Genomic DNA, 26,843 nt, shown 5'->3' with positions numbered 1-26,843 from the left:
TTTTTAATACATTTAGAGCCAGGGGTGTATGGGTGTATGGGTGTAGAGGAGAAAAATCCTAGTCCCCAGTCCCCAATCTAATCATTACGAGCGTGTTCAAACTCGTAAACGTAGAACAATCGGCTCAATCTTTTGAGCTGATATCCAATGATCGCCAACAAGATACCACTACCAAGGGTTAACCAAAATCCTATGGGGGGAAATATTGCAAACATAGATTTTCCTAACGCGGCTTGCATTGCTACCACCCTTGCATCCAACATGATTGCTAGGAACAAACACACAACCGCTACTACATAGGCTGACACACTCAGACGCTTGATGTTTTTCAGTGCCTTTTGGCAAACGGTGCAGTGTTGAGTATGGGTTGTCCAAACATCAAATAGCTTTTGCTTGTCTGTTTCTGCTGTCGGTAAATCATGACTATAGCCTTCTGCCCAAGGTATACCACCGCCAGCACGTTTCTCTAGCCATTGGCGTAATGTAATCACCATCTTGTCTTGGGGATTGGGTGTAAAGACAGCATCCAGCCATTTACCCTTTCTTCTCTGGGCAATTGTTTTTTCTTGGTAATGCAGAAAAACCATATCTTGGTGCAGAAATAAGGATGCTAAGACATGAATTAACCAAGTTGGTAGGGGTAGCCCAAAGAATGATAAACCTTGAGGTTTCTTGCCTTGGGAATTTTTGACAAATACCTGACAACCAATATGACGACACCATCCGGGGCGGGTAGGAGTAGCATACAAAGCCAAAATTAATTGTCCGCCATCTTTAGTGGTGGTGGCAATTCTCATGTAACAAGGTGGTTGGAAGTCGTGAACGGCTTGTTCAATATTGCCTGTGGTGGGTTGGAGTGCAAAAGCAAAGCCTTCCTCGGTAGACATTTTGCGGACTGGAATCATGTCATAATACTTGGCATCCTTGTAGCGATCGCCTACGATGCCATGATGGGAAACAGGTACATGAGCAGGATCGGCAACATTTTCCATAAAATAATCCCATCCATAAGGCAAATCGCGGAAATTCCAAGGCGATTTCTCTACTTTGCCTGAGCTATCCTCTAATTCTGCAATCAGGCGTGGTGTCCGCAGTTGACTTTCTATCTGGGCTTGTTCACCTGATTCAGCCCATACCCACAATAACCCCTGACATTCTTGGGTAGGATAAACCACAGCACAGGATTTGGGGTTTTCGCAGTGGTGGGCTGCTGTTTGCTCATCTTGAGACTGGGGAATGCTGACGCATTTACCCTGTGCATCAAACCGCCAAGCATGGTAAGCACATAAAAGTGTACCGTCTGATTCTACTCGTCCTTCTGAAAGTGGGGCTAGACGATGGGGACAAAAATCTTCAAAGCATCGCCACTTACCAGTACCATCGCGCCATAAAACAATATCTTGGCCTAATAATTGCATCCCGTGAGGGCGAGCAGGATCAAGAAATTCGACAACCGCTACTGGATACCACTGCTTTGTCCATGAGAATATTTCTGCTTCGGTTTGCAGTTGCTCATCTTTGAGGCTGTTGAATATATTCCCTGGCAAGTTGATATCAGTAGTCATAAGTAATTCTGGGACTGTTTTGATTACATGACCTTGGCTTCAATAATTTTAAGATAGAGGTTGTGATAGTTAATATTTCCTAGGGCATATAAGTAGACACAATGGCACAGTCAAACCACCCAAAATCAGAGTTTCAGAATCTTACCTCAAAATTACTGTGGATACTGGCGGCAGTTTATGTATATGCCCTGTTGTTATCTCCACCAGGACAGTTGCTTCCTGGGGAACCAGTGTGGAACATCCAACCCGAAACACTCCAAGAAATTTGGCATGAGTCGATTAACTTCTTTTTTATTTTGCCAATTGTCAATATTCTGGGTTGGGCAAATATGCCCGCGCCTGTTTCTCATCCTTGGCTGGAGTCTCTATTTAACTTGGCTGAAGCTTGGATGTTAATGTTTTTACCCTTGATGTTGGCCGATGCTAGGGGACGCAATTTACCCAAACTGTTGATTTGGGGTTTAGCAATGTTTCTCACCAATACTTTTTTGATTCCCTATATGGCTATCAGAGCTACAAATTCCCCAATTGAGGCGGAGGAAAAGAGAAATCCGGGTTTACTGAAGCGTGGATTTGGCTGGTTAGGGTTAATAGTTAGCATTATTGCCATAATTTGGGCTTTTTTAGCTAGACCGGAATTTGGCGACTTGACACAAAGAGCCAATTATTTTTTACAACAATTGATGAGCGATCGCCTAACTATTGCTTTCTGTGTCGATTTGGTTTTATTTGCTGTGTTCCAAGCCATGTTAATTGGCGATATTGAACCCCCAACCAGTAAAAAACGTAGGCTGAGATTTATTCCTTTTTGGGGTTTGGTACTTTGGCTTGTTATTTAATGGTTTTTGTTCATTAACTGCTGTTGAGGGTATGTATGTCAGCTAATCAGGAATTAACTCTACCACAGATGGGTTGTGGAACTTGGGCTTGGGGAAACCAATTGCTTTGGGGATATAACGAAAGCATGGATGACGAGTTGCAAGCTGTGTTTAACCTGTGTGTGAGTCATGGTGTCACTCTCTTTGATACAGGTGATTCTTACGGCACTGGACGCTTGCAAGGACGCAGTGAGATATTATTAGGACGATTTTCTAGGGCGTATCAAGGGGTAAACCAAGAGCATATCTGCATTGCTACAAAGTTGGCTGCTTATCCTTGGCGGTGGACACGTCAATCAATGATTAAAGCTTGCCAAGCCTCGACTCAACGCTTGGGGAGAAATGTTGATTTAGTACAGATGCACTGGTCAACTGCCAATTATGCCCCTTGGCAAGAGGAGGGACTCTTGGATGGTTTGGCTGACTTGTACGAACAGGGTTTAGTCAAGGGTGTGGGGCTATCTAATTACGGTACTAAAAGATTGCAACGTGTACATCAAAAGTTTGCGGCTAGGGGAGTACCGATTAAGACTTTACAAGTGCAATATTCGCTGTTGTCTACATATCCGGTTACACATTTAGGGCTAAAGGAAGTGTGTGATGAGTTAGGTATCCAATTAATTGCTTATAGTCCTTTAGCGTTAGGGATATTAACAGGCAAATATTCTGAGCAAGGCCCCTTTCCCAAAGGTATCAGAGGTTTATTATTTAGACAGTTATTGCCGGGAGTGCGATCGCTTTTACAGTGTTTACGAGCCGTGGCAGAATCTAGAAATAAAACCATGTCCCAAGTAGCGATTAACTGGTGTATCTGTAAAGGCACCATTCCCATCCCTGGCGCGAAATCAGTAACACAGGCTCAAAGTAATATCGGTGCTTTGGGTTGGCAGTTAGACGCTGGCGAAATTGCAGAATTAGATCAAGCTGCTGCCAGTACAGATAAAAAAATGGTGCAAAATATTTTTCAGACTAAATGAAATACTCATCTCATAATCAGCAGTTTAATCCATCAATTTTTTAGGTTGAAAACACAAAACTTAGCCAAATTTCCGTGTACCTCTGCGTGCAACTTTGCGTAGCCTTCGGCAAGCCGCTTTGCGTCTACCTATGCGTTAAAAAATAAAATCACACCTTGTTTTTTATGGTTGTATGAAACCCCCCTTGCTAGGTAATCAAACATGGGGGGATTTGGAGCTAAAGCCCGGTTGGGCAATCGGGCTATTAGTTATTAAGTCTTGATTTTATTTAATTTAATTCCTCCTAGGGACAGATAAATTTAATTTGGTTATTTCTTTAGTAGTGGATAATAAAAAAAATCTCCCGTCGCCCTCTGGCAACGGGTAGATTTAAAATTCAAGTTCGTCAGGTGATCGGAATAGTTATTTATTTAGTATTTATTGCCTTGTGAGCAATTCTGCCATGAGATAGAGAAACTATCAAGATATTTCATTGAGGATGTATATCTGAATACTGTATCACCTGTCTGCTCTGTCTCCTATCGACTCAAGTCAGTTGAAAAATCAAAGCTGGGAAAAGGTTACAGGTAATTGAATTGTAAATGTTGTCAAACCATAAGCACTTGATACTTCAATTTTTCCCTGGAGATATTCTACAAGTTTCTTCACTAATGCCAAGCCTAAACCTGTACCGCTATTTAGCAAAGATTCGTTTTGGTCAATCTGGTAAGATGAGTCAAAAATTGATAACTTATCTGGAGCTTTGTTAGAAGGAATTTGATAGAATGGGTCAAAAATACGAAAATGTTCTGCTGTGGGAATTTCTACACCAGAGTTGTTAATTCTAATTTCAAAGTAGGGAACTTGTGAAATTTGAGATTTACTAACTTGAGCTTCCTGATCTTTGAAAAGTTTGAGGTTTTGGTTGAGGTGAACAGTCACTGTAATTCGCCCCAAAGCTGGAGTATATTTACAAGCATTAGTAAGTAACTCTGACACAATCCGATTGAGTAAACCTAAGTCGGAAAACAAAGGCGGTAAATCTGGAGCAATACTAAGTTCTAAAATCTGTCTTTGAGTTTGGGCCATGTCTTGAAAACTTGCTACCAGTTGGGGGAGCCAATTTTGTAGGTGAATTGAAGTTAATTCTAAGGGATAAGCGTCTGCGTCAATGATTCGCATACTCAACAAATCATCGACTAAATTTAATTGCCGTTCGCATTCATGCTGGATAATATTTAAATAACGGGATGTAGACTCAAAAGCTTCAGGTGCGTAAGCTTTAAAAATATTCTGTTGATTGAGAAGATTTTTGAGCATACTAATAGCCAATTTGATATTTGATAATGGCGTTCGCATTTCATGAGAAGTTGCTGTTAAAAAATCTTCTTTTAATTGATTGATTCTTTGCAGTTCTACTACTTGCACTTCAAGTTGACGGGAACGCTCATTGGCTAGGTTACGCTCTTCTGTTAGCCGTCGTTGGGTGTCATCCCGAAACACCATGACGGCTCCTGTAATAACACCACTGTTGTTTCGTAGAGGTGCAGCACTATCTGCTATAGGAATCATTGTGCCATGTTTGTTAATTAGCAGGGTGCGATCGCTTACGGTGGGGCGTAGCCCATCGCATAAATAAATAGTTTTTCCTTGTTGTATAGCAGCAATCATAGGATTCTGTACAGAGTTGAGAGTTTGTTCGTCAATCAGTTGTATAACCGCAGTGACTATCTGGTTTTTAACTTCATCTAATCGCCATCCTGTAATTCCTTCTGCTACCTGATTCATGTACTTGATTTGCCATTGGGCATCAATTACTATCACTCCATCCCCCATTCCCCGCAACACAGAACTCAAAAATTGCTCGCGTTCGTAGCGATTGAGTGCTGTTTGAATGGCAACATACAGTTCTTGTTCTCGCACGGGTTTGAGGATATAGCCAAAGGGAAAGGTTAATGTGGCTCTTTCCACAGTGCTTTTGTCAGAATGTCCGGTGACATAGATGATGGGAATTTGCAGATGATCCCAGATGTACTCGGCGGCTTGGATACCATCCATCTCACTGCGGAGTCGGATATCCATCAAAATCAAGTTGGGGTGCAACTGTGTTGCTCTCTCAATGGCGGCTTCGGCGGTATCGGCAATATCAACAACGCTATATCCTAGGGATTCTAAGCTTTCTTGCAAGTTGATGGCTAAGATATATTCATCTTCCACCACCAGCACCTGGATCGTTTTTGTGTTTTGTGTGTTTGAGGAGATGCTAACCATGTTTACACCTTGCTTTTTGTAAAAGTAATTTTAAATTCTGTTCCCTGCTGGCTGTTAATCTCGATATTGCCGCGCAACTGCTTGACTAAACCCTGAATCAGTGTCATTCCTAGAGTTTTGGTTTTTTTGCTATCAAATTCCGCCGGTAGCCCAACACCGTTATCGCGGACAATCAGGATCAAGGTGTGATCATCTGCTGGTGATAACCTCACCTGAATTTCCCCCGCACGATGCACCGGAAAAGCATATTTCAAAGCATTGGACACTAATTCGTTAATAATCAAGCCGCAAGGGATAGCGGTTTCAATATCTAAGCTGACATCCTCAACTTGAATATTGAGTTGAATATGGTTGGAACTAACGTTATAAGAATCAAATAAATGAGTTGTTAAATCTGGAATATATTGAGCAAAATCAATATTAGCTAAATCATCAGAACGGTAAAGCTTTTCATGGACTAGAGCAATGGAAGCAATGCGGTTTTGGCTATCGCGCAGGATGGCAGTTGCTTGTAAGTCTTGGGTACGTCTGCTTTGCATTTGTAGCAAACTGCTGACAATTCCTAGGTTGTTTTTGACGCGATGGTGGATTTCTTGAAGTAATACCTCCTTTTCTCTTAAAGATGCTTTAATTTTCTCCTCCGCTTGCTTGTGTTCGGTGATATCTTGCTGCACAGCAACGAAAACTCTACCATACTTAGGATGCCCAAAAACTGATGTAGTGGCGCTACACCAGAAAGGAGTGCCATCTTTTTTGACATTGTGGACTTCGTAGGTGGCCTCACCATGTTTTGTTATGGCTGCTGTAAGTTTTGTGTAAGTCCCTTGAGCCGTAATTTGATCATCTTCGTAGTTGACAATTGATACGTGTTTACCAAGTAATTCCCCTGACTCATAGCCAAACATGCGCTCAAATTTGGGATTGGTATAGACAATTACACCGTCATCGGCGCGAATTAAGCAAAGTCCCTCAGCCATGTTGCGGGTCATTACTGCTTGTAGTTCCAACATCTGTTCATAGTGTTTGCGATCGCTAATATCAAGGATCACACCTAACATTCGGATGGGTTCACCAGTTTCGTTGTATATTCCCCGTCCCCTACCAGTTAGCCAGTGAATACTACCATCGGGATAAATGACTCGATATTCATCTACAAAATTAGTATGCTGTTGCAGTGCCATTGCTACAGACTGTTCCACTCGGTTCACATCTTCTGGATGGATAGCATCACGCCATATTTGATACCTGGCTACTGATGTTTTTGGGTCTAGTCCTAATAAGTGATAGTGGTTGTCATTCCAGATGACTTCCCCTGTTTGTACATTCCAGTCCCATGTACCGATCTGGGTAAATTCTAAGGTTAGCCGCAGTTGCTCCTCACTTTTAGCTAAAGCGGCTTCGGCTCGTTTGCGTTCACGAAGTGCAGCTTGCTGTTTGCTGATATCAGTGACTCTGACCAGATTCATATCTTGACCAGCCACCTTGATGCGTTTGATGGCTAAGTTGCCCCAGAAGGAAGTCCCTTGCTTAGTGAGGTATTCAATTTCTCGACTCCAAAATCCTTCCTGGTTGATGGCGCTAAAATAAGCAGCCAATTCTTCAGCAGAAAATGACTCCTTATGCAAAGTATAACCTGCTATCCCAATTAGTTCAGCTTTGCTACATACACCAAACATTTTTACGGCTTGCTGATTACAGTCAGTAGTCAGTAAAGTTTCTGGGTCTACTAAAAACAGTGCATCAGCAGATTCGTTAAAAACGGCTTGTAGTAAGTCACGACTGTGGATAATTTCTAACTCGGCTTGTTTGCGTTCTGTAATATCGAGAATTGCTCCAAATATTTTTGGTACTTGGTTTTTTGTATCATAAGCTGCCCTAGATTCTACATAACGGATTGAACCATCAGGTCTGATAATGCGGTATTCCAAAGCAAAAGGGGTTTGGAGTGCGATCGTTTGCTCAAACTGAGTCTGGACTGCGGCCTGATCCTCTGGGTGAACCATCTGCAAAAACTCGCCATGAGTCGGTTCCGGTTGAATCGGATCTAAACCAAAGATGCGGAAGGTTTCCCTTGACCAACTGCGCTTGTAAGTATTTAATTCTAATTCCCAACTACCTACATGGGCAATTTTTTGAGTAGTGGCTAGCCGTGCTTCGCTGTGACGAAGTTTTTCCTCAGCTTGGATGCGTTCAGTAATATCTTGAGCGGTACCATAAAGGCGAATTACTTTACCGTCTGCGTTCTGTTGTGCGTGTCCAATCGCCTCAATATAAGTGATCGAATGATCGGCCTGCATGAGCCGCAACAGCAATTTATAAGATTCACCTGTAGAAGCAGCACGTTCAACTGCTTGAGCTAGTTTTTGTCCATCTTCCGGGTAGAACAGTTGCAGGAGTTCCTGATAGTTTGGGGCTAACTGGGCTGGATCTCGATGAAATAGTTCAAATAGCTGTTTTGACCAAGTAATTTGGCCAGTTTCTAGATGATGCTCCCAATTACCAAGACGGGCGACTTTTTGCGATTCTTCCAGCAAGGCTTGACTTTTGCGGAGTGTTTCTTCGGTATGCTTGGTGTCAGTAATATCCACTATCAGACCATCCCACACTACGCGACTGTCTGGGTATTGGTGGGGTGTGGAACGAAGTTGTACCCATTTGACTTTACCGCTAGGTGTGCAGATTCTTAATTGCACATCAAATACAGATAGATGACGAAGGGATTCATTAATTGCGGCTTCTAGGCGTGGGTAATCTTCGGTCATTACCTGACGATAAAGCAAACTGTAATCTCGCAGTACATCTTCTGCTGAAATTTCCATCAGGTTGGCAATTCCCCCACTCATGTAGGAGAAGCGATCGCTACCATCTAGTTCGCGGATAATTTGATATATTGCTCCATTGGGGAGGTTATCACCAATGCGTCGTAGCATGGCTTCTCGTTCTTGCAAGGCGATTTCTGTGGCTTTGCGATCGCTAATATTCCCTAAAGAACCAACTAAGCGGATGGGATTGCCTGTTTCATCCCACACGGCTTTAGCACGGGATCTAAACCAGCCGTAGCTACCATCCTTGAGGCGCAGACGATACTCAACACAATAACTGGGAGCTTGCTTGAGCATATAAGCCGCTTGAGCCGCCATCACTCTGACATAATCATCAGGATGAATGCGGTTGCTCCATTCCTCATCCCAATTGCTCAGTTCGTGGCGTTGATATCCCAACATCTCAAACCAACGATCTGAACGGAAGGTTTGATCAGTCAGGATATTCCAATCCCAGATGGCTTCATCTGTACCTGCGATCGCTAATTGCCAACGTTCTTCACTGTAACGCAGGGCTGCTTCTGCTTGTTTTTGCTCAGTAATATCTTTACTAATGCCTGTGACAATCCAGCAGTTTTCTTCAACAGAATAGCGGGATGTATAGGTAGCAGAAATCCAACGCACAGAACCATCTTTGTGTTCAAAACGAAATTCTACAATGCTAGTACGTTCAGCAAAGATATCTGCAAACAGGGGCATAATGACTGTTTCTCTATCTTGTGGGTGTACTCGTGACATCCACAAAGTTTTATCGGTCATAATTTCCTGTGCAGTATAACCAAAGATATTTTCGCAGCCAATAGATTGGTATTCATATTCCCAATCGTAATTAGGGAATACCCGAAAACTGACAATGGAAGTAGCGATCGCACTATTGAGAATGTCATTTAACCGAGCTTCTGAGGTGCGATAGTGTGCTTCTCTAGCCGACAATAAATTAGTTAATTGCTGTCGCCGTCTGATTTCTTGCTCTAGTTCTGCTGTTTTAGTATCTATTATTTGCCGCAAAGTAGTAATTACTTCACACAGTTCTATCGGGTTTAATGTCTGCAATACACTACTTTGGGGGAGAATTCCCACTAAGGAGCCACTGCTTTCACTAGGTTGCCAAGCATCTCGCACTGATACTGGTGTTACCACACCTAACACCTGTCCTTGAGCATCAATCACGGGCAAGTGACAAATAGAATGCTCACGAAACCGTTGTAAAACAATAGTTAAATCTTCAACCTCTGTCTCGCTGAGGGTAATCACAGGTTGGCTCATGAGTTCCCCAACAGTCATATCTGCGAAAGCCACTTGATTAGCTATGGCTCTCACCACGTCTCTTTCAGTAAAAATACCTATTAATTGTTGCTGTTCTAGAATCAACACACAGCTAGTCTGAGCTTGACTCATCAGATAGATCACTTCTGCCATTGGTGTATTTGAGGGGACTGTCACCAATGGTTTTTGATCATCTTGATGAAACAGATGCAATCTCGAATTATCCATCTGAAGTATTACTTTAAACAGCTGCTGTAAATAATGATTTTCTTGTTAAATGTTTGCACTTATCGTTAATTAGATCATTTATTTATAGATACTTTACTTTTCTTTAGAAAATAGCTGTATTAAGTAAGAATTAGATGAAGCAATGACAAACTTTATGCTTCCTTTGATACTGAGCATGATAGCAATCTGATAATTTTTCTGACTTTTCACGCCATCTGGAAAACCCCTCTCCATAGAGCGAAGCTCTTCTCGTAGAGTACCTCTCACGCCAGTTTGCTCAAGTCGGGAAACCCGCCCACGCAACTGGCTCCCCTACAAGGAGAGAGGCTTTAATTTTCCCCCTTCCCTAGTAGGGAAGGGGGTTAGGGGGTTAGGTTTTACGTTAACTTTTTCACCAGAAAAAAATCCCTCTAACTGTGCAACAGCAGAGGGCAGTCGTATGGTGTGAGGAGCAAACTTAATGTTTACTTATTCCTTAGAGTATCAGGAGATTGTGACAGAGTTATCACGAAACGATGAAGATGATGCGATCGCTCCTTAAATTTTGATCATCTCTGACATAATTTTTCGGAGTTTTTGTTTGTCAAAATTCCCGAATTTAAGCAAATCAGCATCAAAAACTCTTCGCCTTCACCCTTTTGCTGCTCTGTCCCCCTACTAAGCAGCCTTTCGGGCAGAGAATAGAAAAATAGGGAAGACCAAAAAAACCTCCAGGTATATGGGAAGACTGGAGGGGTAAGGTAAGTATGAGGAATAATGAGCATCTTGCTGTAGGTAAATTATCTATAAGTTAACTACTGGTTAATTCTAGTTTCACCCTTTTTAAGGGGGTTAGGGGGGATCAACAAGTGTTTAAAAACACAGCCAACCACTTTTCAAAAATCCTCTTACACCCCTACACGCCAGTCCCTACTCCTTCGCTCTCAACATTGGCTCATTTTGATCTTCCTATCACTCCTCAACTAACTAGCACACCAAAGTAAGCTACAATTCAAGCAGAACAAGCATTTTGCCCTGACTAATACCCCATGCTGGAGAATCTGCAAACTCAAGTTTACCAACTAGAACAATTTGCCAACACCCTGGTTTCTCACCAATTGACGCATCTGAGTTTGCTGAGTGTTGGGATCATTTTCACGGCTGGGCTATTAACTAGCCTAACTCCCTGTATGCTTTCCATGTTGCCCATTACGATAGGCTACATTGGCGGTTATGAAGCTAAAAGCCGTCTGCAAGCAGCAGTTCAATCAACATGGTTTGCATTAGGATTAGCCACTACACTAGCAGGACTAGGCATTACAGCTGCTTTGGTAGGTAAAGTTTACGGTCAGATAGGCATTGGTTTGCCGATTATTGTCAGTATTATCGCCATTCTCATGGGGTTGAACTTACTGGAAGCATTACCTCTGCAACTGCCATCTTTTGGTGATACTAATTGGATTTCTCCAGATTTACCGCCAGGGGTGCGTTCCTATGGTATTGGGTTAACTTTTGGTTTAGTCGCTTCCCCATGTAGCACGCCTGTTTTAGCCAGCTTGTTGGGTTGGGTGGCAAATACACAAGATTTAATTTTGGGCGCTGTGTTATTAATTTCCTACACAGCCGGATATGTCGCCCCCTTAATTGTGGCAGGTACGTTTACAGCTGCCATTAAAAAGTTACTAGAATTGCGTCGCTGGTCTGGTTGGATTAACCCTGTTAGCGGGGCGCTTTTAGTTGGATTTGGTGTATTTTCTCTAATTTCTCGAATTCCCCTTGGCAGTTTCTAAGCAATGACTATAGATAATTCCACGTCTACAGCATCCCGTTGGTGGTCAGTACCGGGTAAATTCTTGCGCCAAGAGTTTTTACCTGTACTGACAGATTTAAGATTGGCGATCGCTCTATTATTAATCATCGCCCTATTTAGTGTGACTGGTACTGTCATCGAACAAGGTCAGTCACCCGCATTCTACCAAGCCAACTACCCAGAACACCCAGCCTTATTTGGTTTCCTCTCTTGGAAGGTCATCCAAGTAGTAGGCTTAGATCATGTCTATCGGACTTGGTGGTTTCTCTCGTTACTGGTTTTATTCGGCACTAGCTTGACTGCTTGTACTTTTACCCGTCAGTTACCAGCTCTAAAAGCAGCCCGTCGCTGGAAATATTACGAAGAACCAAGACAATTTCAAAAACTCGCTTTAAGTGCAGAACTAGATACTGTTTCTGTCAATTCTTTAAGCCAAATATTACAAAACCGTCGTTATAAAATTTTTCAAGAAAAAGATGATATTCTTTACGCCCGTAAGGGGATAGTTGGACGCATCGGCCCAATTATCGTTCATATTGGCATTGTCATGATTTTGTTGGGGGGAATTTGGGGGGCAATGACTGGTTTTATTGCCCAAGAAATGATTCCCAGTGGTGATACTTTTCAGGTGAAAAATATTATTGATGCTGGTCCTTTAGCATCTGCTCAAATCCCCAAAGATTGGTCTGTCAGAGTCAATCGTTTTTGGATTGATTACACTCCCACAGGTGGAATTGACCAATTTTATTCAGATATGTCAGTGTTGAATAATCAGGGGCAAGAAGTTGACCACAAAAAGATTTTTGTCAATCAGCCTCTGCGTTATCATGGCGTAACTTTCTATCAAACTGATTGGGGAATTTCAGCTGTTCGGGTGCGGGTTAACAACAGCCCAATTTTTCAAATCCCCATGGCATCATTAGACACCAAAGGTAAGGGGAGAATTTGGGGTACTTGGATTCCCACAAAACCAGATATGAGTCAGGGAGTCTCGTTATTAGCCAAAGATTTACAAGGGATGGTATTAATTTACGATGCTCAAGGTAAGTTAGTTGATACTGTCCGTAGTGGAATGTCTACCCAAGTTAATGGTGTGACACTAAAAGTTTTAGATGTAGTTGGTAGCACTGGTTTACAAATTAAAGCTGATCCCGGTATTCCCATTGTGTATACAGGGTTTGCTGTGTTGATGTTGGGTACAGTGATGAGTTATTTTTCTCACTCCCAAATTTGGGCATTACAAAAAGGCGATCGCTTGTATATTGGTGGTAAAACTAACCGCGCTCAAGTGGCTTTTGAACAGGAAGTTTTAGAAATTTTAGATGGCTTGAGTTCGCAGTCTACGACAGCATAGGGACTGGGGACTGGGGACTGGGAGAGGCCTATTTTATATTTCTCCCCCATCTCCCCCATCTCCTCTAACCCTATTTACTGTGACGTACTTCTACAAAAGTATGAACATTCCCACGAGGGGCGAAATCGGCTTTTACTGTGACTTCTAAAGGATCACAAGCTGCCACAAAATCATCGAGAATTTGGTTAGCTGTCTCTTCGTGAGAAATGTAGCGATCGCGGTAACTGTTAATATAAAGTTTCAGCGCCTTTAATTCTACGACTCGTTCATCAGGCACGTAGGTAATATGAATTGTGGCAAAATCAGGATAGCCGGAAAATGGACACTTACAAGTAAATTCCGGCAAACTAATATTAATGTCATAACGCCTACCCACACGCGGATTCGGAAAAGTAATGAGTTCTCCCTCCGCAATGTTGCGTTCGCCATACTTCATTTCTTGGCTAGACTGAGATACTGTTTCAGGTGAGGAATTACTCATAAGTTAGTGATGTGACTATGTTAGCAAGATGGAGAAACCAATCATTACTAACTTAACATTCCCCACACAACACGCTACTCAACGCCCCGAAGAAAGCTAACAGCACTCTTTAATACTCTTTCTCCCAATCCGGACAACTCGCATCATCCCAACCATGCGGGTGCATAGCACAAACTAACAAATTACCCCCATACACATGGCCGTGATAATTTTGACAACCAACGCAAGCCGGATTTTGTTCTGCTGAGGGTTCAACTGAATAAGGAAAACCCGGATCAGCATCAACTACAATGTCTTCTAGTTCCCAGTAAACGTCTAAAAGCGGTTCAGTTATATCCTGGAGATACTGGTCAACTTCAGTAACAATGGAGTTTTGTACTTGCTCGGAAATTTCTTCTGATAACTCAAAAAAAGCATCTACCATTTCACTCATTCCTAGGAAGAGACGCTCTACTTCTTCAGCCACGGTTTCTACAATTTCCATCAAATCTTTTTGCCACTGTTCCATAAATTCAACGCCCATACTTACGGTCAACAGGACGCTTAGTGCTACTTGGCCTGAAGCACTAGAGTACACCCTAGGTAATCTATATTATAGATTCTTGTGGACACGACATTCCACTAACGTATGACTGTGCTGACTGCTGCTGTTAGAGTAAGGAGTTGGGGATGATTAATCGTTTTGCAATCTTTTCAACTCTTCTTGCAGTTGTAGCACTTGTTCGCGGAGTTGATCCACATTTTCTGTTGATGCCTCTTTGACCGTTGGTTCTTCGTCTTCCTCTAAGATTTCGATGCGACGAGGTTCAGAAGTTGGCGGTTTCTCAGGAGTTTCAGCCGATGTTGGTGCTTGTTGAGCTTGGGTCATCATATCTTCCACAAAGCGGCGGGCTTCTTCTGTGGTCATCTCGCCCTTAGCTACCATTTCATCTGCCAGTTTTTGGGCTTGCGATCGCAGTTCAGTTAATTTTTCCCCAGCTTTCTCACCGGCGTAGGAAGCCAACCCGATACCGAGGTAAAAAGCCTTTTGAACTATATCTCCAAAACCAGGCATCGCTGCTGATTACTCCTAGAAAATAGGGCGACCCGGAGACTACGCCTACTACAAGCATCCCGTATTGCTGCTACCTTCCGGTCCTGACAAGGTTTAGGCGTTGCAGTCGCATAGATCCAGGTCTAAACAAAGTATAACACTAATATTGCGTAAGTGTGTGTTATTCGACTACGATTTTCCATTCATAAAGTTGATAGTTGACGCAGCCGTTTTTTACCAAGGGGTCACTAGCGACAATCGCCTCTGCTTCCTCCATTGAGTTAGCCTCAAACAGCAACATCCCACCGCCAAACTTTGACCAATAACCTGATTTGGCTTGATGGCCTTTGGCAATTAACTCTTGAACATAAGCTTTGTGAGCGGGTATGTATTGGTCAAAGATGGATTTATCAACTTTGCCCTGCTCTATCTTGACAAACCACGGCATTTTGCTGGCGACCTTATATATGTTCTACTATTGTTAAAGATTATCTGCTTTTATTCTTTTGCGTTTTGAATTCCTCTAAAAGCCGTTTCTTCATAGCCCTACTACCACCCCAGCATATTCAAGATTACGCCAACGACATCAAGCAACACTTTGCTGATCAGTATGCCAGTACACACGCGCAAAAGTCACCACCACATATTACCCTCCAACCCCCCTTTGAATGGCTAAATGATGACCTATCACGGATGGAAGCATCCCTGCGGGAGTTTGCCAGCCAGCAGCAGCCATTATCTATTACTCTGAGTGGGTTTGCCGCCTTTCCACCCCGCGTCATATATATAGATGTGGTAAGAAGTACCCAACTCCTGAGTTTGCAAACTGACTTAATAATGCACATGGCAGCCAACTTACAAATTATTGATGAAGTTGGCCAAAAACGCCCTTTTGCACCTCACATGACAGTTGCCTTTCGAGACTTAACCAAGCAAAACTTTAAGGCAGCTTGGCCAGAATTCGAGCATCGCCCGCTACACTTTGAGTTTACTGCTGACAAGTTAACCCTCTTGATTCACGATGGGAGACACTGGCATATGCGATCGGAGTTTGCTTTTTCGTCTGGTGACAACTAATCAATATTTATTACAGAAGGTTTGCGTATAATCACAAATGTCATTTGATGAATAACTAAGTCAACTATTCAACAAATCAAGACGTATATCATGAGGATCACTGAGTCGTTGAGGAAAGGCTCAAAAGGTTCAGAAGTTACGCAACTACAAGAGCTTTTAATTCAGCTAAAACTAGATCCAGGCCCCATAGATGGTGATTTTGGTGACAAAACTGAAGCAGCTGTGAAGCAGTTTCAAAAGCAACAAGGTCTAAATTCTAATGGAATTGTGGAAATTGATACTCAAAATGCCTTAAATCAGGCTATTCAACGACAAAGGTTTTATGGTGGTGTTTCTGGAAAATTACCACTTCCGGGTGTAGCTCTTATTCAGGAATTTGAAGGTTGTAAGTTGGAAGCCTATCCTGATCCACTCACGAAGGGTAAGCCTTACACTATAGGCTGGGGTTCTACTCGTAAGAAAGATGGTAGTGAGTGGAAATTGGGAGATAAAATCACTCAACAAGAGGCTGATGAGTTATTAATTCTACAGTTAGAAAGTCGTTATCTACCACCTCTAGAGAAGATTCCGGGATGGCAAAATTTGAACCCTTATCAGCAGGGGGCTTTATTGAGTTTTGCTTACAATTTGGGGCCTAACTTCTTTGGCGCTAAGAATTTCGAGACTATCACCAGAGTCTTGAGAAATCAGCAGTGGGAGCAGATAGAAGCAGCATTAGTTTTGTATATAAATCCTGGAAGCCCTGTTGAGAAAGGGTTAAGAAGGCGACGTGTGGCGGAAGCTAAACTATTTCTTCAGCCAATGGATAACAACCCTTAAAGGTTTGTAGTCAGGACTTAAGTCCTGACTACAAACTAAACCCCCATGATTTCACATTGCAAAAAACATCTTGCTAATTTTTGCTATTGGGACGCTGAATAATCGTCTCTAAAACTCGCCGTTTGGCTTTCGGATCAACCCCTACCAACCGTACATACTCACCACTGTATTCTGCTAAACAAGCTTCTAAAGCAGAAATAGCATCAGACTCAGCATCGCCATGAATAGTACCGCAGCTTTGCCAAGAACCAGTACGGAAGCGACGCTCATCTACGTGTTCAAAGGTAATTGTATGACCTTGAGATAAAATTTGCCGGATTTGTTCTTGTGTTTCTAAGCTTAAGTGTGTACTCGAACTCTGGTGTTTTGGCGCGCTATTCGTTGATGGTTGATGATTTGGTGACACCTCAGATGTTGGTGCGGGTTGATAGCCTCTACCTCGATTCAGACGATTGTATTCATCTACTAACTGGGAAGTTTCTACCCGTTTTTGTTCACCCACCATAAAGTTGCCAGACTCGATTAAATGAGAGAGACTAAACTCTGGTTTTTTAAATGCTGGTGGCCCTTCTAAACTATTCACCACACGTAAAGATACGTGTTCAAACCCTACTTGATGGATAAAGTTGCGGATTTGTTCATCGTAAATTCGGGAACGTAAGGCACTAAAGAAGTCAATCGATTGATTGGGGAAGGTATCTACTAACTGTTCAACTTCACGCTGTGAGAGTCCATCTTCCCCAAAAATTCCACCGACAATTCCCACCTTATCATCACGGTTAGGTTCCCAGTAGAACTTCTCCATCCGTCCATCCCGAATCAACGGCGCGTAGAGGGTAGAAAAATCATTACCTGTGACAATAATTGGTACACGACGTAAAGGTGTGGAATCATAGCTTCCCGGCAACTGTACATCTGTGGGATTATCAGCAATATTCATCAGGGTGGCATTCACCAACTGAGTATTCACAGTGTATTGTGTCCCTTCATCAAAGCGCCCCGCACCTGCATCTAAATCATTAATCATCAGTACGCACATTTTGCCACGCACTTTAATGAGTTCTGCTGTTTCCCGATAGCGCAAGCGGATTAACCGTGCTGGATCTCCCGCATCCGGACTTTCCAATTCACCACCAGAGATGAGTGTGACTTCCACACCCATTTTTTCAAAAGCTAACTCACACTGAAAGGTTTTCCCTTCACCTTTGCGTCCATGAATCCCTAAAATCAAAGGTACTCGTACACCAGGAAGATTTAAAAAGTTTTTGGTGATGTGAACTGCAAGTTTATCCAAAAATCGAGGAGCAATGTAATAACTCATAAAATTATCACTGACGAGGACTTATTTAATTAATGTTAAGTTTTTTTTGTATCTGGTGTTTACTAATCTTGCGGTAGAGATTCAGGGTTGCTACCATAAACGCTGTATGGGATAGGCATCAAAAATTGTATCTGCACTAAGAATAGGTAGATTTTCTGCTATAGCTTGTGCAATCAACATTCTGTCAAAAGGGTCACGATGGTGTAGAGGTAGTTGAGAAATAACACTAATATGACTAATTTTGATATCTAGTACATTAAAGTCATTATTGTTGAGTTGCTGTGTGATAAACATCTCCAGTGGTAGATTAAATCTCAACTTACCTAAACTCTGCTTAATACCCATTTCCCATATGCTAGCTATACTCAAAAAAATCTGGTTATTCTCATCATTAATTAATTTTGTTACTGGATTACTTAATTTTGAATCATATGTTACATACCAAATAAAAGTATGTGTATCCATCAGCAATATCATCACATATATTCCTGAAAATCTTCTAAAGGTGCGTCAAAGTCATCAGCTATTGTAATTAAGCCTTTAGCACTTCCTGGTTGACGCTGACGTTTAACTGGCTCTACAGGAGTTAATTTTACAACAGGCTGATTATCTTTCATAATGATAATTTCTTCGCCACCTAGTGCAGCTTCGATCAAGTCTGGTAAGTGTTGAGATGCTTCAGATAAAGTAATTTGGGTCATATTTTTCACCATTAAATCTGAATAATTTTTATGAAATTATGGCTGATTGTTTTATTTTGAATTTTGTAGCTTGCTTCTCTTACGATGGCTTAAGCCTACCCGTAGGGTATTTTGAATTTTGAATTGATTCATAACTCGGCTTTCTTGAGGTGTGGCATTGCTGCATATCAACGCTCAAATTCGTGGCGAGTGAATCTGTCACCACTTTCTAACGATGGAATTTTGGCGCTTTGATTAATGTTGTGTTCTACCGATGATGTCATTGGCAGATTCCTCACAGGAGTGTTGCTGCATCTAGTATAGGCAATTCTTATCTAAACCAATTCACCCAAGCATCCCAATTATCAACAAGTTGGGCAAATTCTGTATAACCTGCGGCTTTGGGATGAGCGCCATCATTATTTATTGCTTCTTCTAGCCAAACAGTTGACTTTTCTAATATCGAAAAAACGTTGAGATAAGGGACATTTAATTCGTGACAAACTTTTGCAAACTCTTGAGATAAATTAGCAATTCTTTGATTCTGTTCTCTATCTCCACATGGCGGAGGACTAACCATTAAAACAGGATATAACTGTTTTGTCTCACTCAAAATCATCTGAATATTTTCAATTGATTCTGTAATTGCAACACGAGTTTTACCATTCTCTATAGTCGTGTCGTTTACACCGAAAGAAAATACAACTCTACCGTCATACTCTGGTGGTAGACGATAAGAAACTTCTCTCAGCCAGCGATGTCTCAGTTCTGTACTCGTTTCTCTTCTTACACCTAAATTATAGTACGTGATATCATAACCTTTTCTATTGGCATTTACACATATTCTACCTGTCCAACCAAGGCACTCTGGATCACCTGTACCATTAACAAACGATTCTCCAACAAAACAAAGTCTGGTTTTTGTGTACATATATGACTCTGGCAATTAGTGTATTGTCTCAACTCATCAGGAGAAAATATTCAGGAATAATGGACAAAGATTTACAAACAACACTAGCAACAATATTATCTCAATACCAAAACTCATTTATTAATAAGGTTTATGTCGATGAAAATGAAGACTACGATATTTTAATGAATGTGTTTTCTCTTACCCCAGATATGAAACGCGAAAATCGCCAGTATTGGGGACGCGAGCTAGGGATGTGTTGGCAGTTAATTGTTACTAGAATATGTCAGTATACCTGTGATAATTTTCAACCTGCTTTAAAAATTGATAATGATGAGCCATGCGATTTAATAGTTGGACAATATGCTATTGATACTAAATATCGTATCGGTTCTGGCGATTCAGGAACACTAAAAAAATTTAGATATTATGGTAATTTACTAAGTAATAGAGGCTATATACCAACATTACTGATATTAAGGAATGATAATTTACCTGCGGCAATTCAAGCCTGCATATCTGGTAGGTGGAATATTTTAACAGGAACAGCAAGCCTTGATTTCATACAACAAATTTCTGGATTTGATATTAAATTTTTCTTAGAAAGTAACGCGGGGAAATACGCTGTTCGCAGCAACACTTAGTGCATCTTTTGCAGAACTACTGTTGTATCATGCTTAATAGTTCCTGCCCAATTAACATTTCTAGGAATGTTCAATTTTCTATTTTTTAACAATAGATGAAATCGAAAAACCTCTTGAAATCCAATATTAGTAGCAAAATCCACTAATAAGTTAGCTACTGGAATATCAACACCACAAATTTTACTAACATCACCAATAGTAAAGCAATAATAACCCCCTGGTTTTAATTTATTAAAACAAGCAGAGAAATGTTCTTGCATATCTATAAAATACTTATATACAACTCTTGCTCTTAGTTGATTTTGTCCTTTACTAGCTTGATATTTGTTACCATGAAATATCTCGGCAATTAAGTGATCAAGAGCATGATGTCCAGTTGTGCCAAGTTGTCTATACTCGGAACTAGCAATTCTTTCTGTACCGATTTCTTTTGAATATAAATTCAACCTTTCCTGATCACTTTTGACAAAATCTAACCAATGCAACTCAAATTTACTAGCCCAAATATAATCAATTGCATTAATGTAAGGAGGAGATGTAACTACAGCATCACATAACCAATCTCCTTCTAAATTTCGTGCATCTTGTGAGGCAACTTCCCTAACATCAGTATCATCCCATGTAAACTGATACCATTCCGCAAGAGCCTCTATAATTTTGTCAACATAAAGTTGAAAATATTTAAAAACATCTGCACGACTTCTTTGAGGTACTTCTTTAACACTTGAACGCCGTGCAGCTAATATCATGCCATCATTCATGTTGGAACATTTTCTGACAGTCGATGCAAAAGCTAGTAATAAAACTGGTTGGTAAGCTAGTTTTGATAAATAGATTCTACTTTTAATAATTTCTAAACCTGCTTGTACTTCTTCTTGAAACCAAAAATCTTTATTACTAAAATTGATGCTACTAATTACAGTGTTGGCAGTATTTTCATCAGCAACTATTTTGTGCGATTCTGCCAAAATATCAATTAGTGGTAAACGAGTTGTCTTTACTCGACAAATTAGTTGACTCAGAGGGTTATTATCTAACCAAATAATATTTCTTTTGAACTTCAATCCTTCAATCAGGCTAGTTCCTGAACCTGCAAATGGTTCAAGAATCACTGAGCCTGGAGATGTATATTTTTGCAAAAACCAAGATGGAATCTCAGGAATTGTTTTTGCTGGCTGAAATCCTAGGGAATAAACCTTTAAAGGTGTATCTCTTTCTAAAGAAATGTATGTTCCATTAGGTAATTCAACCGGAATATCATATTTAATATGGATATAGGATGTAGAGTTTTGTAATTTATGATCTATAAATGAAGATGTTTCCTGGACATTAATATCAGTAAAAAGTGATAGTTGATGATTATTCATTTACTATAATAAATATGTTTGCTATTGATAGTAGCCAAGAGTAGGTTTGCAGTCAAGGTAACTATTGAGCGAAGAAAAAAGAGAGGTAGAGTTTTCTACCTCTCTTTGAGAAATTATTTAAACCAAATCAGCTTTTAGTATCTGCTGGGTTTGTGAACGATAAAGCTGAGAACTTGGCACTGTTTGATGTTGTCGAAACCTACAACACGGATGTAGCAGTTACCGTACTGGGAACGGCAAGCTTGAACTTCACCCAAAACTTCTTGAGTGGATTTAGCACCAAACAAAGGTAGCTTCCACATTGTCCAATAAAATTCGGTGGGTTCAGAGGTTTCGTTGAATTCGATCGCAGGAATGTACCCTTGATTGAGAATGTATTGGACTTGCTTGGCAATTTGCGCGTCGCTGAGGGGAGGCAGGTAAGACAGGGTTTCGTAACGACGCTCTTTTGGTAAAGTTTGCATAGCTGATGTTAATGGATTGCTATTTTTTAACTACTTGGAAATTGGTGCGTATGGCTGGCCTAACTGGATAAGTTATCCCAATCAGGATCGGAAATTTTTTGCTGTTCTGATTCAGGACTGGGATGAGATAAACTCAGCTGTGTCATGCGTTCTAAGTGCTGGCGACGTTGTTCCATGTTGGCTTTTTGAATGCCACTCAGAACCATTTCAGGTAAGAACTCTGTTACTTCCTCTGCAATGTGTTCTCTGACAGTCATAATCCGCAGTGCTAAATCCGGCTTTTCCCGAAAAAGTTGATCAAGGTAAGCTTCTCCGTCCTGGATTTTACCTGCGGAAAAGTTTTGCAGCCAATGTGCTAACGGAGGATTCGTTTCGCTCAGCTGTGCCAAAACTGTCCTTAGTGCCTGATAAGTCAGGTAGCTTTGGAGAGTTTTGGCTGTGTCTTTCGCAATTTGCTTGAGATCCATGCTTGACCCAGCCCAAGTTAAAGTAAAAAGTCAAAAGTAAAAAGTAAAAAGAAGGATTGAAAATTTTCTTTTACCCTTTGGGTTTACCACTTGCTGATGCAGAGCAAACCTTTCGGCAGTTGCTCATGGGGAAAACCCCAATATTGCACTGCCTAACCACCGCAGTGGCTTACCTTTTAACTTTTTACCTTTTACTTGATGATCAGACGGTATCCATTGCCTCAAACTCGAACTTGATTTCTTTCCACAGTTCGCAAGCAGCAGCCAATTCAGGAGACCACTTAGCAGCTTCACGGATAACGTCGTTACCTTCACGAGCCAAGTTACGGCCTTCGTTACGAGCTTGGATACAAGCTTCCAGAGCCACACGGTTAGCGGTTGCACCAGGAGCGTTACCCCAGGGGTGTCCGAGTGTACCACCACCGAATTGCAGTACGGAGTCGTCACCGAAGATTTCTACCAGTGCGGGCATATGCCATACGTGGATACCACCGGAAGCAACTGCCATTACACCAGGCATGGAAGCCCAGTCTTGGGTGAAGTAGATACCGCGAGACTTGTCTTGCTCAACGTAGTTTTCACGCAACAAATCGACGAAGCCCATTGTGATGGCGCGATCGCCTTCCAATTTACCTACAACTGTACCGGTGTGGATGTGATCACCACCAGACATACGTAGTGCTTTAGCCAATACACGGAAGTGGATACCGTGGTTCTTTTGACGGTCGATTACAGCGTGCATCGCGCGGTGGATGTGCAGTAACAAACCGTTGTCACGACACCAACGAGCCAAGGTGGTGTTAGCGGTGAAACCTGCGGTTAGGTAGTCGTGCATGATGATGGGCATACCGAGTTCTTTAGCGTACTCAGCCCGCTTCAACATTTCTTCGCAGGTAGGAGCGGTGACGTTTAGGTAGTGACCTTTGATTTCGCCGGTTTCTGCTTGAGATTTGTGGATAGCATCAGCTACGAACAAGAAGCGATCGCGCCAACGTTGGAAAGGTGCGGAGTTAATGTTTTCGTCGTCTTTGGTGAAGTCCAAACCACCGCGCAAACATTCGTATACTGCACGACCGTAGTTTTTAGCAGACAAACCTAATTTGGGTTTAATGGTACAACCCAACAAAGGACGACCGTATTTGTTTAATTTGTCACGCTCAACTTGAATACCGTGGGGAGGACCTTGGAAGGTCTTCAGGTAAGCAACGGGAATGCGTAAGTCTTCTAGACGTAACGCCCGCAATGCTTTAAAACCGAATACGTTACCTACGATGGAGGTAAACATATTGGTTACAGAACCTTCTTCAAACAGATCCAGAGGATAGGCAATGTAGGCAATAAATTGGTTGTCTTCGCCGGGAACTGGTTCGATGTCGTAGCAACGACCTTTGTAGCGATCTAGATCGGTCAACAAGTCGGTCCACACAGTTGTCCAAGTACCAGTGGAAGACTCAGCCGCTACAGCCGCACCTGCTTCTTCAGGAGGAACTCCGGGCTGAGGTGTAACACGGAATGCCGCCAGAATATCTGTATCTTTAGGTGTGTAATCTGGTGTGTAATAAGTTAGTCTGTAATCTTTAACCCCGGCTTGATACCCAGCTTTTGACTGAGTCTTCGTTTGAGCGTAAGACATATCTATCCTTCCAAGATGTCACTCTTTTTACTTATCAAATCACGTTCTGTGCAAATTTTTCTCACAAACTCGCTATCTCTCCATCAGCAAGGAGAAAAACAGGAATAATTTTTTTTAGAGGTTTTCTTTGGTAGAGGGTGGCGATTTTCTGCTACTGGCACTTGATTTAAGTTTTAAACCTCTTCACCAGTGTCTTTCCCATCTAGGGTTGCATAACTGAACGCTTTGGCTTGATCCCCCATGCCATCTTTAAAAATTCTCTTTTATCTGTTTTTCTCACTCCACTAAATTGCTGTATCCCATAGCTACCTTCGCGCTAGGACGAAAGTGTGAATATATCCCATATTCCTAGTGTTATTAGGTAAGTGGGTCTGTTTTCACAAGTTCCCGCCCATACTTTCCTGATGACTTCCTGATTGTCAAGAAATAGTCAACAGGAGAGAGTTGGCTTGACGGAATACTTAGTAGAGTGATCAGCGCAAGATCAAAAGTTGCACACCACATAAATTTGTAGCTTGTCTCACAATATATCAAGAAATGGCATAAGTTAAACTTTGAAAGTTTTTAACTTATCTATTTGAATTTGTTATTAAATAAACTTTTAAACATTTTGTTAAATTTTATTTACAAAAAGTAACTCTAATTGTAATGGGGATTGGGGGCTGGGGAAAACGTACATTACTATATCTCCCCTGTCTTCTGCCTCTTGACTGTTTAAAAACTACTAACTGCGGGAAAACTGAGACTAACCGTTAGCCAGTTTAGGTAATGGCTTTAGATAGTGTCTCCAAAGGAAATTTCGCCGTGGTATTACTTCGCAAACGTACTAATTTACTGATGACTTCTATATTGTTGGGGTTGATAGTGGTGCCGAGCATGGCAGTTAAAGCCCAAAACTCTGACAATAATGCACCATCGCCAATAACCCCTGAGATTAAACCATCGGAATTAGCTCCTTCCTATCCTGCGTCTGCACCGCCGCCACGAGTAGACCCCTTACCTAATGAACGGGGGTTGCAAGAGCGTTCCGTAGAAACTGATTATCGTGTTAGTAACTTGCTGGGAGATTTTGCGGGTAATCTCTGGGTAGGTTCTTGGCGAGGATTATCGCGGATTGACCCCAAAACAGGTAAGATTTTGGCGCGTGTTAGTCTGCCCAATACGGCTATTGGAGCTTTAGCCCAAGATAAAGTAGGACGTTTATGGGTGGGAAGTTATGAAGGGCTGATACGAGTAGAACCCCGTACTAATGAAATTTCAGCACAAAATTTATTTTTACCTTCTAAACGGGTATTGTCATTACTTGTTGACAAGCGCGGTTATTTGTGGGCTGGGACTGATAGTGGTTTAGCTTTAATTAGTCCCGACCAAGGCTTAATTATGACCACAATCAAAAATTTGCCTGGTGTCAGTGCCAACACCATGACTTTAGATGCTGAAGGTCAATTGTGGGTTGGGACTTTAGATGGCATAGTCCGAGTTAATACCGCCAGCGCCTTGATTATGAAGCGTATCAATGATTTACCGGGTACAACCGTACAGACTTTAGCTATTAGTCCAGAAGGGTTAATTTGGGCAGGAATGCCGAATAATTTATTGGTGATTAACCCTAAAACTGGAGTAGTGTTGCGGTCTGTGGCTCGTTTACGCGGCAAGAATGTTACAGCCGTCAGTTTTTCTAAAGATGGTAGTGTTTGGGTAGGGACTCACAATGGTTTGTTACGATTAAATCCAAACACAGGCGCTGTGTTAGATGAAGTTGCTGGTCTGCCTTCAAGTCGAGTGTTAACACTTGTACCCGACATCGCTAATAAATTATGGGTTGGAACAACTGAAGGTCTGGCTTGGTTAATGCCCAAAATGAACAGTGCAAAACCTCATCTGGCTTTCAGTCGTGCTGTGAAGTGAGGGGCTGGGGACTGGGGAGTGGGGACTGGGGACTGGGTATGGGATTTTTTCCCTCCGCTCCCCTACTCCCTACTCCCTACTCCCTACTCCCTACTCCCTACTCCCTACTCCCGATTTAAAAATGGCAGTCACTACCCAACAATTAATTCAATGGAAACAACAGGGACGTGCAATTGTGGCGTTGACCGCATGGGATTATGCGATCGCTCACATTCTCGACGCGGCTGGTGTAGACTTAATCCTAGTTGGGGACTCGATGGCAGTAGTGTTGGGTTATCAAACAACCCTGCCCATTACCCTAGAAGAAATGCTGCATCATGCTAAGGCTGTACGTCGGGGTGTTAAACGTGCCTTAGTTGTGGTAGACCTACCGTTTCTCACGTATCAAGAAAGCATCGCCCAAGCAATACATTCGGCAGGGCGGATATTAAAGGAAACTGGCGCTCAAGCCGTGAAGTTGGAGGGTGGTTATCCCGCAATGGTGGAAACTGTGGCGCGATTGGTGCAAGCGGGAATTCCAGTGATGGGTCATGTGGGTTTAACACCACAGTCAATTCACCAGTTAGGTTTACGACAACAGGGAAAAACTGAGGAAACAGCCCAGAGAATTTTAACTGAAGCGATCGCACTCGAACAAGCAGGTGTATTTTCTATTGTGTTAGAGCATATCCCCGCCGATTTGGCAATGCACATCACACAAAAACTCAGCATTCCCACAATTGGTATTGGTGCAGGTTCTCATTGTGATGGTCAAGTTTTAGTAACATCTGATGTTCTGGGTTTATCAGAAAAACAGCCACCATTCGCCAAAGTTTACACCAATTTACGAGCAACAATTACCAAAGCAGTACAAGATTACGCTGTAGATGTGCGAGAGCGAAAGTTTCCGTAAATTTAAGGGAGCAGGGGA

24 protein-coding genes and 1 other RNA gene are annotated in these 26,843 nt (G+C 41.9%); 9 read left to right on the top strand and 16 right to left on the bottom strand.

Annotation, left to right across the window (positions count from 1 at the left end; translation table 11 throughout):
- Positions 1 to 77 precede the first annotated feature (77 nt).
- The gene (locus NOS7524_RS05510; RefSeq protein WP_015137491.1) at positions 78 to 1,565 is read right to left on the bottom strand and encodes an aromatic ring-hydroxylating dioxygenase subunit alpha; all 1,488 of its coding nucleotides are present in this window, start codon (positions 1,563 to 1,565) and stop codon (positions 78 to 80) included.
- A gap of 101 nt (positions 1,566 to 1,666) precedes the next feature.
- On the opposite strand from NOS7524_RS05510, the gene NOS7524_RS05505 reads away from it, so the two are divergent.
- Together NOS7524_RS05505 and NOS7524_RS05500 are read left to right on the top strand one after the other, a co-directional pair.
- Positions 1,667 to 2,404: a hypothetical protein gene (locus NOS7524_RS05505; RefSeq protein ID WP_015137490.1), complete on the top strand. Its 738-nt coding sequence runs from the start codon at positions 1,667 to 1,669 to the stop codon at positions 2,402 to 2,404.
- A gap of 35 nt (positions 2,405 to 2,439) precedes the next feature.
- Positions 2,440 to 3,420 (top strand): aldo/keto reductase, encoded by a 981-nt coding sequence (locus NOS7524_RS05500; RefSeq protein ID WP_015137489.1) that lies wholly within the window; start codon positions 2,440 to 2,442, stop codon positions 3,418 to 3,420.
- A 543-nt stretch (positions 3,421 to 3,963) separates the two neighbouring features.
- Here the strand turns inward: NOS7524_RS05500 and NOS7524_RS05495 are convergent.
- A complete protein-coding gene (locus tag NOS7524_RS05495; RefSeq protein WP_015137488.1) occupies positions 3,964 to 5,670 on the bottom strand; it encodes a hybrid sensor histidine kinase/response regulator in 1,707 nt (568 codons plus the stop codon).
- Positions 5,671 to 5,672: 2 nt separating this feature from the next.
- Complete coding sequence (locus NOS7524_RS05490) at positions 5,673 to 9,986, bottom strand: PAS domain-containing protein (RefSeq protein ID WP_015137487.1); 4,314 nt, start codon at positions 9,984 to 9,986, stop codon at positions 5,673 to 5,675.
- Positions 9,987 to 11,014: 1,028 nt separating this feature from the next.
- Here NOS7524_RS05490 and NOS7524_RS05485 point away from each other — a divergent pair.
- The gene (locus NOS7524_RS05485; protein ID WP_015137486.1) at positions 11,015 to 11,755 is read left to right on the top strand and encodes a cytochrome c biogenesis protein CcdA; all 741 of its coding nucleotides are present in this window, start codon (positions 11,015 to 11,017) and stop codon (positions 11,753 to 11,755) included.
- A 3-nt stretch (positions 11,756 to 11,758) separates the two neighbouring features.
- Entirely contained in the window at positions 11,759 to 13,129 is a 1,371-nt protein-coding gene (locus NOS7524_RS05480; protein ID WP_015137485.1) for a cytochrome c biogenesis protein, read from the top strand.
- Between the two features lie 70 nt (positions 13,130 to 13,199).
- On the opposite strand, the gene queF is transcribed toward NOS7524_RS05480, so the two are convergent.
- From queF to NOS7524_RS05460, 5 genes are all read right to left on the bottom strand, one after another.
- Entirely contained in the window at positions 13,200 to 13,610 is a 411-nt protein-coding gene (gene queF / locus NOS7524_RS05475) for a preQ(1) synthase (protein ID WP_015137484.1), read from the bottom strand.
- Positions 13,611 to 13,719: 109 nt separating this feature from the next.
- Positions 13,720 to 14,118, bottom strand: coding sequence for a hypothetical protein (locus NOS7524_RS05470; protein ID WP_041555573.1), 399 nt, complete (start codon positions 14,116 to 14,118; stop codon positions 13,720 to 13,722).
- A gap of 165 nt (positions 14,119 to 14,283) precedes the next feature.
- Complete coding sequence (locus NOS7524_RS05465; RefSeq protein WP_015137482.1) at positions 14,284 to 14,664, bottom strand: phasin family protein; 381 nt, start codon at positions 14,662 to 14,664, stop codon at positions 14,284 to 14,286.
- Between the two features lie 26 nt (positions 14,665 to 14,690).
- Positions 14,691 to 14,787: signal recognition particle sRNA small type (gene ffs, locus NOS7524_RS27960), an RNA gene on the bottom strand.
- A gap of 37 nt (positions 14,788 to 14,824) precedes the next feature.
- Entirely contained in the window at positions 14,825 to 15,091 is a 267-nt protein-coding gene (locus NOS7524_RS05460; protein ID WP_015137481.1) for a YciI family protein, read from the bottom strand.
- A 65-nt stretch (positions 15,092 to 15,156) separates the two neighbouring features.
- Here NOS7524_RS05460 and NOS7524_RS05455 point away from each other — a divergent pair, with 65 nt between their 5' ends.
- Both NOS7524_RS05455 and NOS7524_RS05450 read left to right on the top strand, forming a co-directional pair.
- Positions 15,157 to 15,720 (top strand): 2'-5' RNA ligase family protein, encoded by a 564-nt coding sequence (locus NOS7524_RS05455; RefSeq protein ID WP_015137480.1) that lies wholly within the window; start codon positions 15,157 to 15,159, stop codon positions 15,718 to 15,720.
- Positions 15,721 to 15,810: 90 nt separating this feature from the next.
- A complete protein-coding gene (locus NOS7524_RS05450) occupies positions 15,811 to 16,539 on the top strand; it encodes a glycoside hydrolase family protein (protein WP_015137479.1) in 729 nt (242 codons plus the stop codon).
- Between the two features lie 73 nt (positions 16,540 to 16,612).
- On the opposite strand, the gene NOS7524_RS05445 is transcribed toward NOS7524_RS05450, so the two are convergent.
- From NOS7524_RS05445 to NOS7524_RS05430, 4 genes are all read right to left on the bottom strand, one after another.
- Positions 16,613 to 17,860, bottom strand: a complete 1,248-nt coding sequence (locus tag NOS7524_RS05445; RefSeq protein WP_015137478.1) for a ribulose bisphosphate carboxylase small subunit — start codon at positions 17,858 to 17,860, stop codon at positions 16,613 to 16,615.
- Positions 17,861 to 17,950: 90 nt separating this feature from the next.
- On the bottom strand, positions 17,951 to 18,325 hold the full coding sequence (locus NOS7524_RS05440) for a type II toxin-antitoxin system VapC family toxin (RefSeq protein ID WP_327084605.1): 375 nt from the start codon (positions 18,323 to 18,325) through the stop codon (positions 17,951 to 17,953).
- An 11-nt stretch (positions 18,326 to 18,336) separates the two neighbouring features.
- A complete protein-coding gene (locus tag NOS7524_RS05435) occupies positions 18,337 to 18,561 on the bottom strand; it encodes a type II toxin-antitoxin system Phd/YefM family antitoxin (RefSeq protein WP_041555572.1) in 225 nt (74 codons plus the stop codon).
- A gap of 310 nt (positions 18,562 to 18,871) precedes the next feature.
- The gene (locus tag NOS7524_RS05430; RefSeq protein WP_015137474.1) at positions 18,872 to 19,471 is read right to left on the bottom strand and encodes a GDSL-type esterase/lipase family protein; all 600 of its coding nucleotides are present in this window, start codon (positions 19,469 to 19,471) and stop codon (positions 18,872 to 18,874) included.
- A gap of 2 nt (positions 19,472 to 19,473) precedes the next feature.
- Between NOS7524_RS05430 and NOS7524_RS05425 the strand changes: the two genes are divergently transcribed.
- Positions 19,474 to 20,094, top strand: coding sequence for a restriction endonuclease (locus NOS7524_RS05425; RefSeq protein WP_216087507.1), 621 nt, complete (start codon positions 19,474 to 19,476; stop codon positions 20,092 to 20,094).
- Here NOS7524_RS05425 and NOS7524_RS05420 read toward each other — a convergent pair.
- The 4 genes from NOS7524_RS05420 to NOS7524_RS05405 all read right to left on the bottom strand — a co-directional run bounded on the left by NOS7524_RS05420 (position 20,091) and on the right by NOS7524_RS05405 (position 24,025).
- The gene (locus tag NOS7524_RS05420) at positions 20,091 to 21,461 is read right to left on the bottom strand and encodes a hypothetical protein (protein ID WP_015137472.1); all 1,371 of its coding nucleotides are present in this window, start codon (positions 21,459 to 21,461) and stop codon (positions 20,091 to 20,093) included. The genes NOS7524_RS05425 and NOS7524_RS05420 overlap by 4 nt on opposite strands.
- A gap of 134 nt (positions 21,462 to 21,595) precedes the next feature.
- On the bottom strand, positions 21,596 to 21,925 hold the full coding sequence (locus NOS7524_RS05415; protein WP_015137471.1) for a ribulose bisphosphate carboxylase small subunit: 330 nt from the start codon (positions 21,923 to 21,925) through the stop codon (positions 21,596 to 21,598).
- A 59-nt stretch (positions 21,926 to 21,984) separates the two neighbouring features.
- A complete protein-coding gene (rcbX, locus tag NOS7524_RS05410; protein WP_015137470.1) occupies positions 21,985 to 22,392 on the bottom strand; it encodes a RuBisCO chaperone RbcX in 408 nt (135 codons plus the stop codon).
- Positions 22,393 to 22,594: 202 nt separating this feature from the next.
- The gene (locus tag NOS7524_RS05405) at positions 22,595 to 24,025 is read right to left on the bottom strand and encodes a form I ribulose bisphosphate carboxylase large subunit (RefSeq protein WP_015137469.1); all 1,431 of its coding nucleotides are present in this window, start codon (positions 24,023 to 24,025) and stop codon (positions 22,595 to 22,597) included.
- Positions 24,026 to 24,793: 768 nt separating this feature from the next.
- Here NOS7524_RS05405 and NOS7524_RS05400 point away from each other — a divergent pair.
- Positions 24,794 to 25,933, top strand: coding sequence for a ligand-binding sensor domain-containing protein (locus NOS7524_RS05400; protein ID WP_015137468.1), 1,140 nt, complete (start codon positions 24,794 to 24,796; stop codon positions 25,931 to 25,933).
- Positions 25,934 to 26,054: 121 nt separating this feature from the next.
- Positions 26,055 to 26,825 carry a 3-methyl-2-oxobutanoate hydroxymethyltransferase gene (panB, locus tag NOS7524_RS05395; RefSeq protein ID WP_015137467.1) on the top strand — a complete coding sequence of 257 codons (771 nt, stop codon included), beginning with the start codon at positions 26,055 to 26,057 and terminating at the stop codon, positions 26,823 to 26,825.
- Positions 26,826 to 26,843: the final 18 nt, after the last annotated feature.

The sequence above is a fragment of the Nostoc sp. PCC 7524 genome (genome assembly GCF_000316645.1).
Taxonomy (GTDB): domain Bacteria; phylum Cyanobacteriota; class Cyanobacteriia; order Cyanobacteriales; family Nostocaceae; genus Trichormus.
This window is presented reverse-complemented; position numbering and strand designations above follow the sequence as displayed.

Excerpts from the sequence above, each read along its gene's own strand:
- rcbX (WP_015137470.1), bottom strand. The coding sequence starts at position 22,392 with ATGGATCTCAAGCAAATTGCGAAAGACACAGCCAAAACTCTCCAAAGC.
- NOS7524_RS05450 (WP_015137479.1), top strand. The coding sequence starts at position 15,811 with ATGAGGATCACTGAGTCGTTGAGGAAAGGCTCAAAAGGTTCAGAAGTT.
- NOS7524_RS05425 (WP_216087507.1), top strand. The coding sequence starts at position 19,474 with ATGACTCTGGCAATTAGTGTATTGTCTCAACTCATCAGGAGAAAATAT.
- NOS7524_RS05480 (WP_015137485.1), top strand. The coding sequence starts at position 11,759 with ATGACTATAGATAATTCCACGTCTACAGCATCCCGTTGGTGGTCAGTA.
- panB (WP_015137467.1), top strand. The coding sequence starts at position 26,055 with ATGGCAGTCACTACCCAACAATTAATTCAATGGAAACAACAGGGACGT.
- NOS7524_RS05435 (WP_041555572.1), bottom strand. The coding sequence starts at position 18,561 with ATGACCCAAATTACTTTATCTGAAGCATCTCAACACTTACCAGACTTG.
- queF (WP_015137484.1), bottom strand. The coding sequence starts at position 13,610 with ATGAGTAATTCCTCACCTGAAACAGTATCTCAGTCTAGCCAAGAAATG.
- NOS7524_RS05495 (WP_015137488.1), bottom strand. The coding sequence starts at position 5,670 with ATGGTTAGCATCTCCTCAAACACACAAAACACAAAAACGATCCAGGTG.
- NOS7524_RS05430 (WP_015137474.1), bottom strand. The coding sequence starts at position 19,471 with ATGTACACAAAAACCAGACTTTGTTTTGTTGGAGAATCGTTTGTTAAT.
- NOS7524_RS05470 (WP_041555573.1), bottom strand. The coding sequence starts at position 14,118 with ATGGAACAGTGGCAAAAAGATTTGATGGAAATTGTAGAAACCGTGGCT.
- NOS7524_RS05440 (WP_327084605.1), bottom strand. The coding sequence starts at position 18,325 with ATGGATACACATACTTTTATTTGGTATGTAACATATGATTCAAAATTA.
- NOS7524_RS05445 (WP_015137478.1), bottom strand. The coding sequence starts at position 17,860 with ATGAGTTATTACATTGCTCCTCGATTTTTGGATAAACTTGCAGTTCAC.
- NOS7524_RS05420 (WP_015137472.1), bottom strand. The coding sequence starts at position 21,461 with ATGAATAATCATCAACTATCACTTTTTACTGATATTAATGTCCAGGAA.
- NOS7524_RS05510 (WP_015137491.1), bottom strand. The coding sequence starts at position 1,565 with ATGACTACTGATATCAACTTGCCAGGGAATATATTCAACAGCCTCAAA.
- NOS7524_RS05485 (WP_015137486.1), top strand. The coding sequence starts at position 11,015 with ATGCTGGAGAATCTGCAAACTCAAGTTTACCAACTAGAACAATTTGCC.
- NOS7524_RS05460 (WP_015137481.1), bottom strand. The coding sequence starts at position 15,091 with ATGCCGTGGTTTGTCAAGATAGAGCAGGGCAAAGTTGATAAATCCATC.
- NOS7524_RS05400 (WP_015137468.1), top strand. The coding sequence starts at position 24,794 with ATGGCTTTAGATAGTGTCTCCAAAGGAAATTTCGCCGTGGTATTACTT.
- NOS7524_RS05490 (WP_015137487.1), bottom strand. The coding sequence starts at position 9,986 with ATGGATAATTCGAGATTGCATCTGTTTCATCAAGATGATCAAAAACCA.
- NOS7524_RS05500 (WP_015137489.1), top strand. The coding sequence starts at position 2,440 with ATGTCAGCTAATCAGGAATTAACTCTACCACAGATGGGTTGTGGAACT.
- NOS7524_RS05465 (WP_015137482.1), bottom strand. The coding sequence starts at position 14,664 with ATGCCTGGTTTTGGAGATATAGTTCAAAAGGCTTTTTACCTCGGTATC.
- NOS7524_RS05405 (WP_015137469.1), bottom strand. The coding sequence starts at position 24,025 with ATGTCTTACGCTCAAACGAAGACTCAGTCAAAAGCTGGGTATCAAGCC.
- NOS7524_RS05505 (WP_015137490.1), top strand. The coding sequence starts at position 1,667 with ATGGCACAGTCAAACCACCCAAAATCAGAGTTTCAGAATCTTACCTCA.
- NOS7524_RS05415 (WP_015137471.1), bottom strand. The coding sequence starts at position 21,925 with ATGCAAACTTTACCAAAAGAGCGTCGTTACGAAACCCTGTCTTACCTG.